Annotated in this window: 16 protein-coding genes; 6 read left to right on the top strand and 10 right to left on the bottom strand. The window is 51.7% G+C overall.

Annotated elements, in window-relative coordinates; all coding sequences use genetic code 11:
- Window positions 1–13 precede the first annotated feature (13 nt).
- Window positions 14–2,146 (bottom strand): S-layer homology domain-containing protein, encoded by a 2,133-nt coding sequence (locus QW71_RS37960; protein ID WP_152679759.1) that lies wholly within the window; start codon window positions 2,144–2,146, stop codon window positions 14–16.
- 222 nt (window positions 2,147–2,368) lie between these two features.
- Between QW71_RS37960 and QW71_RS13100 the strand changes: the two genes are divergently transcribed.
- Window positions 2,369–4,531: an ATP-binding protein gene (locus tag QW71_RS13100; protein ID WP_039298432.1), complete on the top strand. Its 2,163-nt coding sequence runs from the start codon at window positions 2,369–2,371 to the stop codon at window positions 4,529–4,531.
- Window positions 4,528–5,220 (top strand): response regulator transcription factor, encoded by a 693-nt coding sequence (locus QW71_RS13095; RefSeq protein WP_052770009.1) that lies wholly within the window; start codon window positions 4,528–4,530, stop codon window positions 5,218–5,220. Before QW71_RS13100 ends, QW71_RS13095 begins: the two co-directional genes overlap by 4 nt.
- 65 nt (window positions 5,221–5,285) lie before the next feature.
- On the opposite strand, the gene QW71_RS13090 is transcribed toward QW71_RS13095, so the two are convergent.
- The 4 genes from QW71_RS13090 to QW71_RS13075 form a co-directional block, all read right to left on the bottom strand.
- Window positions 5,286–5,855, bottom strand: a complete 570-nt coding sequence (locus QW71_RS13090) for a hypothetical protein (protein ID WP_039298429.1) — start codon at window positions 5,853–5,855, stop codon at window positions 5,286–5,288.
- 110 nt (window positions 5,856–5,965) lie between these two features.
- Complete coding sequence (gene mazF, locus QW71_RS13085) at window positions 5,966–6,307, bottom strand: endoribonuclease MazF (RefSeq protein ID WP_039298426.1); 342 nt, start codon at window positions 6,305–6,307, stop codon at window positions 5,966–5,968.
- On the bottom strand, window positions 6,301–6,531 hold the full coding sequence (locus tag QW71_RS13080) for an AbrB/MazE/SpoVT family DNA-binding domain-containing protein (RefSeq protein WP_039298423.1): 231 nt from the start codon (window positions 6,529–6,531) through the stop codon (window positions 6,301–6,303). Before QW71_RS13080 ends, mazF begins: the two co-directional genes overlap by 7 nt.
- A 184-nt stretch (window positions 6,532–6,715) precedes the next feature.
- Window positions 6,716–7,705, bottom strand: coding sequence for a tRNA-dihydrouridine synthase (locus QW71_RS13075; RefSeq protein ID WP_039298420.1), 990 nt, complete (start codon window positions 7,703–7,705; stop codon window positions 6,716–6,718).
- Between the two features lie 226 nt (window positions 7,706–7,931).
- Here QW71_RS13075 and QW71_RS13070 point away from each other — a divergent pair, with 226 nt between their 5' ends.
- Both QW71_RS13070 and QW71_RS13065 read left to right on the top strand, forming a co-directional pair.
- Window positions 7,932–9,596: a cellulase family glycosylhydrolase gene (locus tag QW71_RS13070; RefSeq protein WP_039298417.1), complete on the top strand. Its 1,665-nt coding sequence runs from the start codon at window positions 7,932–7,934 to the stop codon at window positions 9,594–9,596.
- An 81-nt stretch (window positions 9,597–9,677) separates the two neighbouring features.
- Window positions 9,678–10,466 carry a nucleotidyltransferase domain-containing protein gene (locus QW71_RS13065; protein WP_039298414.1) on the top strand — a complete coding sequence of 263 codons (789 nt, stop codon included), beginning with the start codon at window positions 9,678–9,680 and terminating at the stop codon, window positions 10,464–10,466.
- Window positions 10,467–10,553: 87 nt separating this feature from the next.
- Here QW71_RS13065 and QW71_RS13060 read toward each other — a convergent pair whose 3' ends face one another.
- Genes QW71_RS13060 through QW71_RS13040 form a run of 5 tightly spaced genes read right to left on the bottom strand, consistent with a single transcriptional unit; the run spans window position 10,554 to window position 15,483 of the window.
- Window positions 10,554–11,567: a Gfo/Idh/MocA family protein gene (locus QW71_RS13060; RefSeq protein WP_039298410.1), complete on the bottom strand. Its 1,014-nt coding sequence runs from the start codon at window positions 11,565–11,567 to the stop codon at window positions 10,554–10,556.
- Entirely contained in the window at window positions 11,564–12,757 is a 1,194-nt protein-coding gene (locus tag QW71_RS13055) for a radical SAM/SPASM domain-containing protein (protein WP_039298407.1), read from the bottom strand. The genes QW71_RS13060 and QW71_RS13055 overlap by 4 nt, the downstream gene beginning before the upstream one ends.
- On the bottom strand, window positions 12,757–13,878 hold the full coding sequence (locus tag QW71_RS13050; RefSeq protein ID WP_039298404.1) for a hypothetical protein: 1,122 nt from the start codon (window positions 13,876–13,878) through the stop codon (window positions 12,757–12,759). The genes QW71_RS13055 and QW71_RS13050 overlap by 1 nt, the downstream gene beginning before the upstream one ends.
- 16 nt (window positions 13,879–13,894) lie before the next feature.
- Window positions 13,895–15,244: a hypothetical protein gene (locus QW71_RS13045; protein WP_039298401.1), complete on the bottom strand. Its 1,350-nt coding sequence runs from the start codon at window positions 15,242–15,244 to the stop codon at window positions 13,895–13,897.
- Window positions 15,241–15,483 carry an acyl carrier protein gene (locus QW71_RS13040; RefSeq protein ID WP_039298399.1) on the bottom strand — a complete coding sequence of 81 codons (243 nt, stop codon included), beginning with the start codon at window positions 15,481–15,483 and terminating at the stop codon, window positions 15,241–15,243. Before QW71_RS13040 ends, QW71_RS13045 begins: the two co-directional genes overlap by 4 nt.
- 157 nt (window positions 15,484–15,640) lie before the next feature.
- Between QW71_RS13040 and QW71_RS13035 the strand changes: the two genes are divergently transcribed.
- Both QW71_RS13035 and QW71_RS13030 read left to right on the top strand, forming a co-directional pair.
- Complete coding sequence (locus QW71_RS13035) at window positions 15,641–16,561, top strand: AraC family transcriptional regulator (protein ID WP_039298396.1); 921 nt, start codon at window positions 15,641–15,643, stop codon at window positions 16,559–16,561.
- Complete coding sequence (locus QW71_RS13030) at window positions 16,539–17,525, top strand: hypothetical protein (RefSeq protein WP_039298392.1); 987 nt, start codon at window positions 16,539–16,541, stop codon at window positions 17,523–17,525. Before QW71_RS13035 ends, QW71_RS13030 begins: the two co-directional genes overlap by 23 nt.
- The last annotated feature ends 200 nt before the right edge of the window (window positions 17,526–17,725 follow it).

Below are 17,725 nucleotides of genomic sequence, written 5' to 3'. Positions count from 1 at the left end.
AAGCTATCCTCGGTTACAATCGTAACGTTATCGTATACATATCGTTCGTCAGATCAACACCCGTAATTAATGCAAAGTCCGTAAGCTTACCAGCATCACTATTAAATTCGCCCTGATAGAAGGAAATATAGTCCCCGGCTTCAATCACAAGACTCTCATCATAATTAAATTCAGCATACTTGCTGTCTGTGTAATCCATTTCGGCTGCAGGAACTGTGATGGAATAATTGTCCGCATCACCATCCGTATCAGACAGAACACTTACAGGCAGCACATCCGGGATAAATAGAATATCTTCGATCTTTGGAGCTCCATAATGATATTCATTTCCTGTAATCGCACGAATCTTGACGTAAGAAAGATCATTATTATCGTCCGATGTACTATTACGCTGATCCGGGTGTATACCCTGATAGATAATAACGGTATCACCGACTTCAATATCTTTACCTTCATATATAAAATAGCCATTGTCATAATTAACAGGAGAACTGCTGTTTCCGTCCGCGCTTGCTTCCAGCTGGTACAAGGAGTTGGCAATAAAATCTGCGCTTTGACCATCTTGACTCATCATGGAGATATCAGACGCAGCTATATATACAACGTCAGACTTATACTTGAGGTTATTCACCTCAGCTTTGGCTGTTGTGAATACTAGCTCTCTAGTAGACGAGTCCTGTACTGTTGTACCGTCTTTGAAAAGAAGTGCTTCGTTCGACAGGTTCAACTGGAAGGTACCGCCCTCGGGATAAGCTCCCTTATCGTTATTGGCGCTTATCGTGAATTCACCGCTTCCTCCAGTAACAGCAATCCCTGTTTCTTCAGCGAAGGGTTGATGAGAATTAGAGGTCAAGGCTACAGCAGCCTTGACCTCCCCGGCTGTTAATGTACCGGATGGATCCACTACCTTAATTGTGAATGTGCTTGGCTGTTCAAGCTTCGTAATGGTAGGAACACTTTGCGTCAGCAGATCAAGCTCCGGCAATGGTTCATATTTGGCGTACAGCGTCATGTTTCGGGTGACAACTGTATCTGTGTTAACTGCATCTGTAAGCTCACTACCCGTATACCATCCAAGGAAATGGTGATCAAATTTATAGGCAATTGGAAGCGCGCCTAACTTTTCGCCTTTATTAACAGTCTTGCTGCTTATCTCCTTACCGCCATTAGTATTGAAGGTAATCGTATATGTATCCGGCGAAGCCGTTGGCGGGGATGTAGGATTAGTTGTTGGTGTTGATGTTGGTGCTGGCGTCGACTCTGGCGTTGGTGCCGGCCCCGACCCTGATACTGGTGCTGCCGTTGACCCTGGTGCCCGTGTTGAACCTGTTATTGGTGCCGGTGTTGACTCCGGCGCTGGTGTTGCTTGTGCTGCTCTTGCCTTCTTCACAACTTCATGGCCGCGCATTAAGAAGGAAGCTGCCTCTGCACGGGTTGCATTCGAAGCAGGATTAAAGTTACCTTTCGCATCTCCTTTAAGGAGGCCTGCCTGCCATAGCTTTGTAATCGCATCAGCAGCCCAAGAAGAACCCTTAGCTAAGTCGTTAGGCTGAGAGCTGATCGTAGAATCGGGAGGATAAGGAATCGTAAGTTTATCGAGAAACCGGACGGTAAATGTAGCCATCTGCTCTCTGGTTAACGTGGCCTCAGGTGAGAAGCTGTTTGTGCCTGTACCACTTGTAATTCCGCTTTCCACTGCCCACCCTACATAGGGTGCATACCACGAGCCTGCCTGAACATCCGCAAATGCCGCTTCTGTATACTTGGTTACGTCCACTTCTGCGATACGTCCAAGTACCGTTACGAACATCGCACGGGTCATCGTGCCTTGAGGAGAGAAGTTATCCTGTCCAGTCCCATTAAACAATCCGTTCAGCTGTACATAGTTGGCCGCAGCATAGAACCAGTCTGATGATTTAACATCATTAAAGTTAATAGATTTATTAGTTTCATTAGTGCTACTCAAGTCCGGTATTGCAGCAACATCTTGAACGAGTTGATCCAGACCTGTTACCAGTTCACTTGATGATGGCAGAGGAACTGTACCGGAACTGGAACTACCTGCATTCGCTAAGCTGATTCCTGGTGGTATGATCGATACAAACAAAAACACGGCCAGCATTAAACTAATTATACGTTTGTACAAGTTACTCCCCCTCTTTGGGTACTTTACTCTCCGCAAAAGAAGCCTGGAAATATGACAAATTTCGCGTTTTTACTCCTTGCCTTGGATTCTATCATAGTAATTTAGCCTATTAATGAAAGTTAAAGAAAACTTTAACTTCGGCTAACATAGCTTACTTCAATGATGCTATCATTAAGATAATTAACTTATGTATAGCGAATCTTGTAGATTGGGGTCGGCTTCATGATGAGGGGTATTCTAAGGTTCGTTTCCCGTAATATCTTGTTTCATATAGCAGCTGCCATTGTAATTGGTTTGGCCGTAAGCTATGCCATTGTGCCTGTTTCGCCAGGCGCCCCCAAGATTCAAAGCGAAGAAGGCTTTCTGGATTTAACGCAGCATCCCATCAGTAAGAATCCGCTAAAGTTACAGGGAGAATGGGAGTTCTACTGGCAAGAGCTGCTGTCGCCAGAGGATATACGGAGCCGGATGGCAAGCGGGGAAATGGCTGACCGGTATATCAGCATCCCCAGCTCCTGGCTAGGCTACAAGCTTGATGGTCAAGAGCTGGAAGGGCAAGGCTTTGCAACCTTTCGGCTGGTCACCCGGCTTAGTGAGCAGGACAGGAATGAGCGGCTTGCTCTGCGGCTGCCTACCATTTTTCATGCGTATAAATTATGGGTGAATGGAGAGCTGCTGGCAGAAGCCGGTGTGGTTGGTCAGGACAAGCGTGCCATGACACCGCAGCTGGCAACGAAGCTGGTGTTCTTCCAGCCCGGGAGCGATACAGTAGAGCTGGTTATGCAAGTTGCAAACTTCCATCATAAGCGGGGCGGCATTACCAAGTCTATAGAGCTGGGTGGCAGTAACGTATTAGCGTCCAAGACCAGTCTGAAGGTTGCCGCAGAGATGTTCATAACCGCAAGCCTGCTGGTCATTGGCGTGTATCATCTGCTGCTCTACACTCTGCGACGCAAAGACAGGGCCCCGCTCTATTTCGGACTGTTCACTGTGTTGTTCGGTATCCGGTCCCTGCTGGTCGGCGAGCTTATGTTTACACAATGGTTTCCCCGTTTTCCGTGGGAATTGCAGTTCAAGCTCGAGTATCTGATCCTTTGTGTCAGTGGTTATATCATCACAATGTATTTTGAATGCATCTTCCCGAATTATGTGTCGCGGTGGTTTCGTCTTGGCAGCCGTATCGTAACGAGCGCACTCTGTCTGATGGTTGTGGTGACCCCTGCACTCATATATTCAAGAATGTTACTGCTGATCGGTGTGATCGTTGTTCTGCATATGGTGTATTTGATGGTTGGTCTGGCCCAGGCGGCTGTGCGGCGTATGGAGGGGGCACTGATCTTCCTGCTCGTGTCGATGGTTGCTCTGGTTACGGTGATCAACGATTTCCTGTATTTCAACGAATGGTCACTCATCGGGAATACCTCTCCGTTTGGGCTGCTCATATTTACGATCGCACAGATGATTCTGCTGTCTTCCAGATATACGCGGGCGGCAGCGAACGAAGAGAGAATTGCCCGTGAGCTGTACGAAGCTAATAACAAGCTGACTGAAATGAATTCCAATCTGGAGCAGCTCGTAATGGAGCGTACACACGCCCTATCCGCAGCCCACGAAGATCTCCGCATGTCGTATGAGCGGTTACTTCAATCAGAGCACGGCAGGAAGAAGCTGCTTGCCTACATTACGCATGATCTGCGTATGCCGCTGTCCAGCATGCTTGGTTATGTCGAGGCTGTGATAGACATGGTTAAGCCGGAACGCAATGAACAGTACCTGGAGTATATCCGGGATAACACGGTAAGGATTAACCGCATGATCGGGGAGTTGTCCTTCTTGTCGCATCTGGAGACGGGGCAGGTAGAATATCGTATGGAGCCGGTTCATGTGATTCACTTCTTGCGTGGTTTCTATGAACAATATGAGCTGGTAGTGCGTGACGCGGGGCTTGATTTCATACTGGATACCGGAAATACGGAGGATCTGGGAGCCTTCTTGCCTGTTGCCGAGATAGATGCGCAAAGATTAACGCAGGCGCTATTTAATCTGGTGTCGAATGCGATGAAGTTCACCTCTAGTGGCGGGATGGTGCGTCTTGCTCTAACCTTGGATGAGGTGAAGGATACCCGCTCTGCAATCATTAGCGTACAAGACTCTGGTACAGGCATTCCCCCAGAGCAGCTCGAGCAAATCTTCGACCGCAATTACAGGGTTGACCGGCCGGGCATGGACAAGGCAGTAGAAGGCAGCGGGCTTGGGCTGGCGATTTGCAGGGAAATCGTACAAGCGCATGGCGGAACGGTCCGGGCGGAGAGCGACGGCAAGACGGGGTCGGTATTCTATGTATCGCTGCCTTTGTATCCGGGAAGCAGGAAGGTGACAACATGATGGACACGTACAAAATTATGATCGTCGATGATGATCCCCATATCTGTGAGATTGTCCAGGCGTATTGTGAACGGGAAGGCTTCGTATCCTCGTATAGCCATAGCGGGACAGAAGCCATGCTGCTGCTTGCGTCGTTCAATCCGGATCTGATTGTACTGGATGTACTGCTGGCTAATGAGAACGGCATTGACTGGTGCAGGAATGCACGCAGCTATACGAATGCGCCGATTGTGTTTCTGAGCAGTCAGGAGGAAGACGAGGTGAAGATCAGCGCATTATCTTATGGCGGCGATGATTATGTGACCAAGCCGTTCAGTCCGGGAGTCCTCATGGCCAAGATTAAGGCTCACCTTCGCAGAGTGTCGACGGGCAGAAGGGAACAACTGCTGGAGTTACCGGGTTTGACACTGGATTTCTACGCACAGTCTGTCAATATAGGCAGTAAAGCCATCTTTTTATCGAAGAAAGAATTCAGTCTACTCTCCTATATGGCACAAAACGTTAATCAAGTCGTCACTGTCGATACGTTGTTTCATCTCATCTGGGGAATGAAGAGTCTGGAGGATACGAGAACGGTCGCTGTACACATCAGTAATTTACGCAAAAAAATCGAGGAGGATCCTGTCAATCCGGAGAGAATCATTACGATTCGGGGGGCCGGATACATGCTGGCTGCCAGCAAGCGTTGAACATAGCAATGTTCACATAATAAAGGTTCAAGCATGAACTCTTGCTTGAACCTTTAGCATACCAGTTACATCGCCCCCCGCCGCAGCTCATAGAAATACTGGACCAGCGGATGCTTCAATTCCACCTTCTCCGCCATACCCAAAATCCGCTTTTTCCCGACTCTTCGATCCACCAAAGCCAGAATATTGAGTACCATATCACTGTTCTCCAGGCTCTCCTCTATAGGAGTAGTCAGGAACTTATTCGCAACCACGATGAAATTCGATTTAACGAGTGCAGCCTGTGCGGACATTAGCTCTTTGGCATGCTCTGTACTTAATCTGCTTCTGGCCATTACGATTAGGCGATCCTCCGGCACAGGTCCTTTGGCAGCTTGTCTGACCGCTTCAATGTCGTCCTTGCTGACAGGAATCCGGATATCCGGATCATTCTTAATCTCCAGTTCTGTCTGATACCATCGGATCGTGTTCGTTTTATCGCCCATATTGAGCACATTCTTTCTGTCCACTGAGATGTAACAGATTCCCGATTTATCAGGAAAATAACGGTAACCTGGTGCCCGGTATTCTACCCTGCCCTCTAACGCAGGACTGAGAAAGCCCTCCAGCTGCTGCTTCAATTTACTCCAGGACATGTCATCCCACCTTCCATATACAAAAATGAGGAACGGCCTGCTGGCTCCGGGCTTGTCCCTTCCCCATCATCCGATCCTCACTCTCAAGTCTATTCTATTTCCTACTAGCATCAGCGAATCAGTATGTCGAGTTTAGCAATGACATCTGAAAGAATGCTCTGTGGTACTTTACAGATGAACGCTGCCTGCCTGGATTGCCAATCGAGACTCTTTACTTGATCCGCAAGGATAACCCCTTCAATGGGCAGATCCTGCGGTATGACTACTTCAAACGGGTAGCCCTTTGGTTTAGAAGTTACCGGACAGAGCAAGGAAAGTCCGACTTTACCATTATAAGAAGCAGGAGACACGACCAAGGCCGGGCGTTTGCCTGCCTGTTCATGTCCCCCTTGCGGGTTGAACTGCAGCCATATCAAGTCACCCCGATCCGGTACATACCCGCCCGTTACCATACTTCCCGTCCTTGCTGCTCGCCTGTAGTGACCTCATTATGGAGATTTTCCGGTGTGACCCGGGACAGGATTTCGTCCAGTGTGGCCGACTTCGGCTTGATGATAAGATGTCCATCTTCCACATCAAGATCAACTTCAGAGCCTTCCTCAATACCGACCTTTAGAGCAAGGGATTTCGGAATGCGAATGCCCAAGCTGTTGCCCCATTTCTGAACCTGAAACATAGAACCGCCTCCTAGAATGTATAAACAAAGTATAAACAAAGTGATTGAAGAAGTCAAATCATGTCGAGGATATACAAAACAGAGGAACGGCTTGCTGGCTCCGGGCTTGTCCCTTCCCCCTCATCCGATCCTCACACTTTTCACGTCTTCTATTTTCCACACCGATTTCTAGAATACTGGCTGCCTAATTCCCAAGCTCGTCCGCCCCGTCCTGCTCCCTGCTCCCAAACTCATCCAGCAGCGCCCGTACCTCACTCGTGGACTTGGTGTTCATTAAGTTATTTCTAAGCTCACTGGCTCCGCGGAAGCCGCGGACATAGATTTTGAAGAACCGCTGGAGCGGACTGAATGAACGTGGCTTCTGGCCCGAATACTCATCATAGAGATCCAGATGCAGCCGCAGCAGATCAAGCAGTTCCGCGCTGCTGTGTTCCTTCGGCTCCTGTTCGAACGCAAACGGATTCTGAAAAATCCCGCGCCCGATCATAATCCCATCCACACCATACTCTTCAGCAAGCTTAAGACCCGTCTGACGGTCAGGGATATCCCCGTTAATGGTCAGCAGTGTATGCGGTGCGATCTCATCACGAAGCTTCTTAATCTCCGGAATCAGCTCCCAGTGGGCATCCACCTTGCTCATTTCCTCTCTGGTGCGCAGATGAATCGACAGATTCACAATGTCCTGCTGCAGAATATGGGTTAACCAGCCTCGCCATTCGCCCAGGTCAGTGAACCCGAGTCTTGTCTTCACACTGACGGGCAGTCCTCCGGCTTTGGCCGCCTGGATGATCTCCGCTGCGAGCTCGGGACGGCAGATCAGGCCGCTTCCCTTCCCGTTCTCGGCTACATTCGCTACAGGACAACCCATGTTAATATCGATGCCCTTGAAGCCTTCCTCGGCCATGCCGATGCTCATCTGACGGAAGTATTCCGGCTTATCGCCCCATATATGAGCTACAATCGGCTGTTCATCCTCTGTATAAGTCAGACGCCCGCGCACCGCATGATGCCCCTCCGGGTGACAATAGCTCTCTGAATTCGCAAACTCCGTGAAGAAGACGTCCGGTCTGCCCGCTCTGCTTACGACATGGCGAAACACAACATCCGTCACATCCTCCATGGGCGCCAGTATGAAGAAAGGGCGTGGTAATTCACGCCAGAAATTATTAGTCATATTAAATACCTCTCTATGCCTATCAGGACAAATTCCTGAGCCGGCGCTATTTCGGCTTTTATTATAACACATATCACATTTGAACTTGTACCTGACGATAAGGATAAAATTACCATAATTGTTGCCATATCTCCATATTCTCCGACTGGTTCAATGAATACGTTAACATTCGGATCGTATGCTATAAAGTCTGACCTCACTGAAATCACTAAGAGGAGGAAAATGGATGTCGTTCGGGTTCCGGAAATTGGGTGTATGGTTTGCAGCTTTGGTATTGCTGGCAGGTGCTTATGCATATCCGGGTTATGAAGTGAAGGCTGAAGGTGCAGCAGGCTATTACCACACCTCAGGCAACAAAATCGTGGATTCCGCCGGGAATCCGGCCGTATTCAACGGACTGAACTGGTTTGGCTTCGAAACTGCGAACTACTCTCCGCATGGGCTGTGGTCCCGTTCCATGGATGATGTGCTCGACCAGATCAAGACGGAAGGCTATAACCTGATCCGGCTCCCCTATTGCAACCAGATGTTCGATTCAGGCTCTGCAGCCAATAGTATCGATTATGCCAAAAATCCTGATCTGGCCGGTCTTACGCCGCTGCAGATTATGGATAAACTGATTGAGAAAGCCGGGAATCGCGGCATCCGGATTTTCCTTGACCGGCACCGGCCGGATTCCGGCGGACAATCAGCGCTGTGGTATACTGCGGCCTATCCCGAAACCCGCTGGATCAGTGACTGGGTGATGCTGGCCCAGCGCTATGCAGATAATCCTACCGTCATTGGAGCCGACCTGCATAACGAACCGCATGGTACGGCAAGCTGGGGAACAGGTAATCTTGCCACAGACTGGCGGCTGGCCAGTCAACGGGCAGGCAATGCGATTCTCGCCGCGAATCCGAACTGGCTCATTATTGTCGAAGGCATTGAGACCAACGTTCAGGGCAACTCCAGCAGCTATTGGTGGGGCGGTAATCTGACCGGTGTGCGTAATTACCCGGTTACACTTACTGTGCCGGACCGGGTGGTCTATTCCCCGCATGATTATGGTCCCGGCGTTGCCTCACAGACCTGGTTCAGTGCTGCCGACTTCCCCAATAATCTGCCGAAGCTGTGGGATGATACCTGGGGATACATCAGCAAGGAACAAATTGCCCCGGTTCTTGCCGGAGAATTCGGCGGGCGCAGCGTGGATACCTTATCGGCGGAAGGGAAATGGCAGCATGCGCTCGTAAGCTACATCGGCCAGAACAATCTCTACTGGACGTACTGGAGTCTGAATCCGAATAGCGGAGATACCGGCGGGCTGCTGCTGGATGACTGGACCTCCTGGAATGCGCCGAAGCAGGCTATGCTGGACCTTATTATGAAGCCGGTCACCTTCACCCCTATCGGTGATCCTGGCGGACCCGGTGAAGGCCCGGGATCTGGCGATCCTCATGCCACACTGCTCTACCGTGCCGGTGAGACGGGGACGGCCGTGGGCTCAATCCGGGCGAGTCTACAGCTGAAGAACGAGTCCGGTAGCTCCATTCCGCTGAATGAGCTTACGATACGTTATTGGTACAACAGAGATGGAAACGCTGCACAGACCCTGGAATTTGATTACGCGGTCATCGGCAAAGAAAAACTGCTGACGCAAATCGTCCCCTTGGCTACACCGCGGGCAGGTGTCGATACCTATGCGGAGATCGGATTTACGGCAGGTGCAGGCTCACTCGCAGCTTCCGGCACAACCGGAGATATTCAGTTCCGCATTCACAACACTAATTGGGCGAATCTCAACCAGACTAATGACTACTCATTCCAGCCCGCCATCATCAGCTACGCCGCGAATGACCACATCACCATTTATCATCAAGGCAACCTGATTTACGGAATTGAACCCTAAATGTCTGAATTGACCATAGCTGGTGAGCTGTCTAATGGTTACGCTTAATGTGCAGGAGCACGTTAAGGGAGGATGAAAGAGATGTATGCGCACCATAGACAGACGCTGGAGAAGCTGGTGGAGAAGCAGGCGAAGGACCCTTCCTGCCTGGCGGTAATCACCAGCGGTTCGGTAGCCCAGGGAACCGCCAAGGAGACCTCGGATGTGGATGTTCATCTGGTATTCACCGATGAGGCCTATGAAGAATATGACCGGAAGAATAGGCTGTCCTACGTGGACCGGGAAGTCAGTACCTATGAAGGCGGTTACGCCGATATCAAAGTGATCAACCTCCGGTTCCTGGAGCTTGCCGCGGGGCGGGGCAACGAGCCGACGAGGTATGCTTTTACCGGATCAGATGTACTATTCTCCAGAATCCCGGAGCTGGGTGAACTGGTCGCCCGAATCCCTGTCTATCCTGAAGAAAACCGGGAACGTAATCTGCGGGACTTTTGCGCCCAGATCTTCCTGTATGCTTTTTATTTCGCCAAAGAAGCCGCCCGGAAGAACGACGCCTACCTGCTCGCCCATACCGCTACCAACCTGGTCTTCTTCAGCGGGAGAATGATCCTGGCTTATAACCGCATGCTCTTTCCAAGCCACAAAGGGCTGCTGGATGCTGTTGAGGCTGCAGAAGCTAAGCCGAAGGACTTCCGTAAGCTCGCTGCAGAGCTGCTGCAATCGCCCGGCGCAGATAAGAGTATGCGCTTCGCTGCGAAGATGCTGGCTTTCTATAATCACGGCCTTACCTTCGAGCAGGCGCTGGGCATTTATGTAATCAACAACGAGCGCTCCTGGATAGAGCAGCCTCCTTCCTTGCAGGACCGTTAACAACAAACAGCGACTCTCCGATGATGGAGAGGACTCTCCGATGATGGAGAGTCGCTGTTTTGACGTTTGGGCCAAGGGCGGATTGCTTCATAGATAGACCCGGCGCTGCTGCGCCTCGGCCAGGATTATGGATTGCAGGTGTATCCGTTCCCATGTAGCTTCCAGCTGCTCTGCCCTTTGCCCGCTCATTATTTCCGCGAAGGCATTCAACTGGCTGACATAGTAATTCATCGGCTCGAATTCACACAGGGTGCTGCGGTTGTCCGGCAGATCATGCCGTATCTTGATTTTGTAGAAGCCTTTGACCGGCCGGAAGAAGTCCGGGACTGTAAGCACCGTATGTTCGAAATACAGCGTATGCGAAGCCCGGAAAGGCAGCTCGAAGGAAGTGAGACACTCGGCTTCCAGACCGTTCTCATATTGCAGCGCCGCCTGAAAGGTCCAGTCACAGCCCTCCGGCCCGTCAAAAGCCGACTGCGCCCTGATCTCACTTGGCGGAAGACCAACAAGGGTCTGCAGGAACTGCAGCCAATAGCAGCCCAGATCGGCAAAAGCGCCTCCGCCCTTCGCCTTAACACTGCGGTAATTCCCGGCATATCTGTCCCTGGCAGGTACGGATATTCTGGTACTGATCTTGTGGAGCGGGCCGAATTGCCCGGAGCCGACAATCGATTTGAGCGCCTGCTGCCAGGGGTGGAAGGCAACCATCATACCTTCGGCGAGCTTCGGAGCGGCGGAGCTTTCTTTTAGCAGCCGTAACCGTTCAGCTTCTTCGGGATGTAAGCAGATCGGCTTCTCTACCAATACATGCTTCCCCGCCTCCAATGCCCGGACTGCCCATTCTGCATGAAGCTCATTGCTGAGTGCAATATATACCCCATCCAGATCGCAAAGCTCCAGCAGCTCCTCCAGACTGCCCGCCACATAAGGAATCTGGTAAGCTTCCGCCAGTGTCGCTGCCTTTTCCAATGTCCGGTTGGCAATTGCGGTTATCCGCACCTTCTCCACAACCCGAGCTGGCTCCAGCATGGCAGGTACAGCAATATTCGAGGCACCCAGGATACCGAGCCTATAGGCAGGCTGATCACACCCGTTCTTCATACATGCGTCAGGGCAGCATAGGTATTCAGGTACAGCACATTGCATTTGGAGCAGGCCGGCGACAAGCCTTCATCCAGAATCCGCCGCAGTCTGTCGTAGCGGGCTGAATTCCATATTTCCGTCAGCGCTTGCTCTTTCACATTGCCAATGGCCAGCTCGCCAAAAAATTTGCAGGCACTCACCATCCCGTTCGGAGCAATATCCACCCGGGTACTGAGCGCCAGACATTTCGATGTACTGCGGGAGAGCATCGGCTTGCCGGCCACAAAATCCTCGATTTCATCAAAGTCGAGCCCCGGCTGGTAACGGATTCGGGTATTATGCCAGGTGTTGCTGTTGATCCGTTTCAGGTCTTCGGTCAGCCTTGTGACATTCTCAGGCTTGATATGGTATTTGAAGGCATGCCAGCTGCTCCGGTGATCCGGCGGAAGCTCCGCCAGCCACTGGAAGTGTTCATCGTAGAAGCGGTCCATTTCCAGGCTCGTGTCCGCAGAGATATACCACGGGAAGCAGAGCAGTACCAGATCGACGCCCTTTTGCTCAAAAAACTCCACCAGCTCATACAATCTGCCGATCATATTGTCATTAATCACATTGTGCACAGAGATCCGGCCGCGGAAGCGGCCTTGCCTGCGCAGCTCGAGCAGCCGTTCGACGCTGTCGATCACCTTCTGAAAGGAGCCTTTGCCGCGCAGCAAATCATGCTCCTCCTCGAACCCCTCGATCGGAATCAGCAGCTCCAGATTGTCAGAGATTGCACACAGCTCTTCTTCATACTTAGGAATCAGGTAGGCGTTGGTACAGATCGTTGTATCCCGGGGATGCTCTTGCAGGAGCTCCAGGATCTGCTTGGTATCCCGGTGAAACAGCGGCTCGCCTCCCCATAAATACAGGCGGGACTGCGCTTCATCCGTCTCCTCCAGCAGCCTCCGGATCATCTCCACATCCATATCCAGATTCTGCTCAGCGGTGTCCATATCATGATGATAGCCGGATTCATTCCACTGGTAGCAATGCTTGCAGCGGAGATTACAGCGGTTGGTCAGCTTCAGGGACATAATCTCCGGCATAACGGTTCTGAACCCTGGATCATGCTTGCGTTCCCTGTGCGGGACCACCACATTCTTAATCGTACGTTTCAGGGCCTCAAAGGACTTGGCGTCCAGGCTCACTCTACTGGTAGGCTGCATTAGCTTCTCCCTTCTGCTGCGGATAGCTGCTCCGCATAGCTTGCCACATAATCCGGGTACCGGCCCTTGGCTGACTGGAGGTTGTCCGCCAGCTTCCGCAGCGCCTCACGGTCAAAGCCCATCTCGGCCCACTCCCCGTAACGGATGCCGTAACCCAGCTCCACCCACAGATCACTGTTAACCTTCTCATGCGGGCCGAAGGGGTCCAGCAGCACCAGCGGTGTGCCCGAGGCCAGTGAATCAATCAGGGCGCCTCCACCCGGCTTGCTGATAACTGCGGATGCCTGCCGGATGACGCCATACATCCCGTCCTGGTAGTTACGGCAGGGCGGATAGCGGTCCGGCTGGCTGACGGCTACTTCTGCAAAAGGCGGGAAGGTATACTCCCCGCTACTGTCACGCTTCCAGGTCCGCCAATCCGGATCGTTCATATAATAACGTCTTCCATGGATGGCCTCTCCAATCTCCTGAGGACTGTACGCGGCAATATCCAGTTCATACCCTGCCGACTCCAGGCTATCAAACTTCTCACGGAAGGTGCCAATTCCCCAGCCGCCGCCATGAACAACCAATCTCCCGTTCCTGGCCGAGGCGGGCAGCGCTTCCGCCGGTCCGGCATCTATGCTGCACAGAATCTCCCTTGCCGCAGGGTCATACATACTTACTTCACGATAACCTTCCGCGTAACCGGGATTCAGCCTGCGGAGATTCTTCCATGACGGCGAGAGGTCGGCATCAATATAGAGCAGGTCGGCCTCCACCGGAAAGCCGGCCAGTTCACGGTACCTGTCCATGACATGCACCCAATGCCCGGATAATACAATGAAGTGCTGCCGTTCTTGCTGCTTCCATTGCTGTAATAAATGTTCCACGGCCGCAGCATCCAGGCTGCCCCGGATATCACCCGGTATTTTCTGCGAGGTCAAGGCTACGGCAAAGCTCTGCTGGTACGCTTTGCGGCTGTTGTCTGTCTGCTGTTTTTTGCTGTCGGACATGAGTGTTTCAAAAACCTCAATCTCCGCCTGGATGCCAAGTGCGGTAAGTCTCCGTTCCATCAGCAGGCCGGGGACATAGAAGCCCAGACCAAAACCAGAGCATAGAATCGTCACGGTGTTATTCATTGGAGGGTCCCTTTCTTTATCGCAGTATTGTGTAACCCGAGCGCAGAAGCGATTCGTCGAGCTTGGAGGTGAGTCTGTGCTTGCTGTCTTCATCCCGGTAAGCGAGTGCTGCATACAGCTTGCCCTTAGTGGAGCCGGCAGACCGGGACGGGTCAGGAGGCTGAAGTGTGCCCGAAGCCAAAGGAATCACGCCTTCCCCCGCTCCCAGCGAAAATAATATGCCTTCCCGCTCAAGCCGCCCCAGCAGCTCTGCATAATGAACCTCGCCCATGGTTGCCAGCGGCACCTGTAACAGGCAGGTATGCGTTCCCTCCTGCTTGAGCTGGCGGTCTACATTATGCTTGATCAGACTCATCGACTTCCGGGCATTGATCTCGACCAGAGGGGCGAGGCTTCCGTCACGCAGCAGCATCGAATCGACGCATACATCACCGAAATAACCGTCTGCATACAGCTCCCGCCCAATGCTGTGCATGATCTCCCAATAGTCTTCCCGGTCCAGCCTTTCGAGCAGAGCCGGCTCCGGGGAGTGGGACTCTCCGAAGGCAAACCCATGATTGACCAGCTGCTGAACAGACAATATCGAGATCCGGCCTTCCGGATCAATGTGAAATTGGCAGGAGAAGTCAGTCTCCCGGTCCAGCAGCGGCTCGAGCACAAACTTTATTCGTTTGTCCTGGTTCCGGCTGGATTCCAGGTACCCGGCAATCCGGCGCAATATCCGCTCAGAGTCCACGAGCTGATTGCCTTTGCCGGATACACCATACTCATCCTTGATCAGAAAAGCCCCCTTCTCCAGCAGCGCTTGTCCTGATTGCAGCAGCTCTTCCGCGCTATGGACAACAACAGCGATATTCGGCAGCAGCAGCCTGTCCCGCATAGCAGCAGAGTAGGTTTTGGTGTTCACTTTGCGCACAGTCTGTTCATCCGGGAGAGCGGGCTGAAGCTTATACCGCTTAACCGCCTCATGCGTTCCGGGAAGCACGGCAAAGGGCTCAAGCCATGATCCTTCCGGTATTAACCTGTCCGGCTCCTGCCCGGGGTTCAGCCTGCCCAGCAGCTCGAATACATTCATTGCATTCAGTGCGTTCTGTGCTGTGCCAGGTGCCTCCACGCCCAGGGTTAATGGATTCATATTGGTCTTGAATGAATAATTGAGAGATTGCAGATAGTCATATTGAGCCTTGTCCATCCCATGGCGGGTTAATAGAATATCTCCGCTCCCGCAGAAGACAAACAGCAGTTCATCCATGGCCTGCACGATAGCCAGAGCCTTCGCATCAGGAACGGATGGCAGAGCAGCCAGGTCTTCCTCCCGCCAGTACCGCTCCGACTCCAGGCTGCCGCAGTGTACAGCGTGCTTCATCGGACGGCAAGCTCGGTGACATACGCGGAGAAGCGGTCCACCGATTTCAAATGCTCAAGATCAAAGGTATCAAAGTCTACTTCGACATCGAATTCGTCTTCGATTCTCAGAATAAAGTTGATGATTTGCAGCGAATCCAGTGCGGCGTCCAGCGTCAGATCTGAAGCTCCGCTCAGCGTCTGAAGCAGGCCCGGCTCCTCCTTGATTTCCGCGATAATCTCAATGACCTTTTGCTGCATGTGTATACCCCTTTCAGTAGGCATAATAGGAATGAATAGGATGAATATACCAAAATTCAATATGTTAATATATGGTTGAATACGCCAAAATATTCAGATATACTAGGGTGGATTCCAGATGTCTATCCTAAGGAAGCAGGAAACGGAGGTTTGTGTTATGGAAGTTTTTCCGGTATTTACTGGGGAATATCTTTTTGACTCCTGTTCGCCGGTACAAATGCTCCTGACTCAGGAAACGGTCACTTCCGTACGTCATCAGCACGATTTTGTAGAGCTCGCCTATGTAGTTCAGGGGGAAGGCATCCATCTGGCAGGTGAGGATAAAATGCAGGTTATGCAAGGGGATTTGTTAGTTATACCGCCCGGGGTTTCCCATGTCTTCCAGCCGCAGGATCTGACCGGTACAGAGCCGCTACTCATCTACAATTGTATGCTCAGGCCTGAGCTTGGCAGGATGCTCAGGGGGCTGCCGGAACCCTTTTCTGAAGAAGAAATGTTCCCGCTCCTGGAGCTTCTGGAGGTGAAGCAATGGTTCGGGTATAGGGAGAGCAGCGTGGAGCTGGCCTTATTGCTCCGCCGTATGCATGAGATGCAGAGCTGCGGCTCACTTGGGGACCAACAGCAGCTATACCCGTTGCTGTTCGAACTGGCAGACCTCATAATGCCTGCAGCCGCCATTCCGTTCGCTCAGCAGCCCGAAATAGACTATGATCCGCTGCATGACGTCATCCTGTATATGATCAGTCATTTCAGAGAGAAAATCACACTGAAGGAGATGAGCCGCCAGATTGCGGTGAGCTCCCGCCAGTTTCAGAGATTATTCAAAATTAAGACCGGCAGGTCCTATATCCAGATGCTCCAGGAAATCCGCATGAAATATAGCTGCCTCCTGCTGATGTTCACAGAGCTTGGGATACAGTCCATTGCCCTGGAGGTCGGAATTTACGACATGAAATATTTCTACCGGCTATTTCGTGAATATAGCGGTATGACTCCTGCTTCTTATCGAAACCGGTTGCAGAGTCACTTTTTGTCGGCGAAGGAGATGATGAGCAGTGCTGAACATTGCTCCCATTAAGAGTACGCCCTATCCTACCCTGCGCAGCTGTATTGATGACTGTATCCAGTCTGTTGCCCAGTGGCAGGGCAAGGACAGCAAGTGTATGTACGGCAATGCCTGGCAGATGTCTTTTGAAGAACAGCAGTCCCCGGATCAGCCGTTGATTGAGCGGTTAACGCTGCCGCGGATCAGTACAGAATCCCTGTCTGCGTATCATGGCCTTCTATTCAATTATATCGAACGGAAGGGTCCGGCGATGGATAAGGACTTTATGCTTGACCTTCTGGAGAGCCGGCTGTCTTCGGGAATGCCGGTTCTGGTCGGCTTCGATTCCTATGACTGCCCCTGGTGTGTGGCCTTCCGCAGGCTGCATACCAGCCATGCCTGTCTCGCTGTTGGACTGGACCGGCCCGGCAACATCATCTATCTGACGGATGCCTACTATGGCAAAGAGCTTGAAGCAATAGATTTCGATATCCTTGAGCAGGCCTGCCATTTCTATGCCTTATTTGACCGTTGTGAGTCTACGCATTCATACACGGATTGGCAGACTACGCTTCAAGGAATGCTGACAGATCCAGCCAATCAGGTTCAGCCGGGCGAGGTTCCTGCTAACCTCAGATCCTATGCCGGGACCTATCTGCATACAGGGATTCCCGCCGATAATTCTGCCGAAGCCGGTTCCCGCTTCAAGCTGTATGCCAACGCCCTGCCCATCAGCCGGATCCGGTTCAGCCTGTTCCTGCAGCTGCTTAACCGCGAAGCCCATGTGCCCGCTCTCTCCCGGGCCGCCGAGGGCTACCGTCATGCAGGAGAGCAGTGGGATCTGATTAATCAATTCATGATCAAGGTGATGTGCTCCGGCAATAAGCCGGCCGGGCGGGAGAAGATTCACAGAAGAATGTGTGAAATCATCAGTCTGGAGGAGCAGCTTCTGGAGGAATTGGTGCAATTGACGATGCAGGCTGGACGGGCCCGGTAAGTTCGTTAACAAGCATTATTGATGGACCATGATTCAGCATAAGTACAAAAAAGAAGACGCCCAGGAGCTTGCAGTTTCCTGGGGTCTTCTTTTCATTTGGGGGGAAATAGATTGAAATTGGTGGATTTTCACATTAATATTATGTCAAATCTGTCTCCCGCCATCTGTATCACCTTTACCTGCCCTCACCAACCAAGCCA

Source organism: Paenibacillus sp. IHB B 3415, from assembly GCF_000802655.2.
GTDB lineage: Bacteria > Bacillota > Bacilli > Paenibacillales > Paenibacillaceae > Paenibacillus_AQ > Paenibacillus_AQ phytohabitans.
The sequence above is the reverse complement of the archived record's forward strand: the minus strand, read 5'-3'. Positions and strand labels throughout refer to the sequence as shown.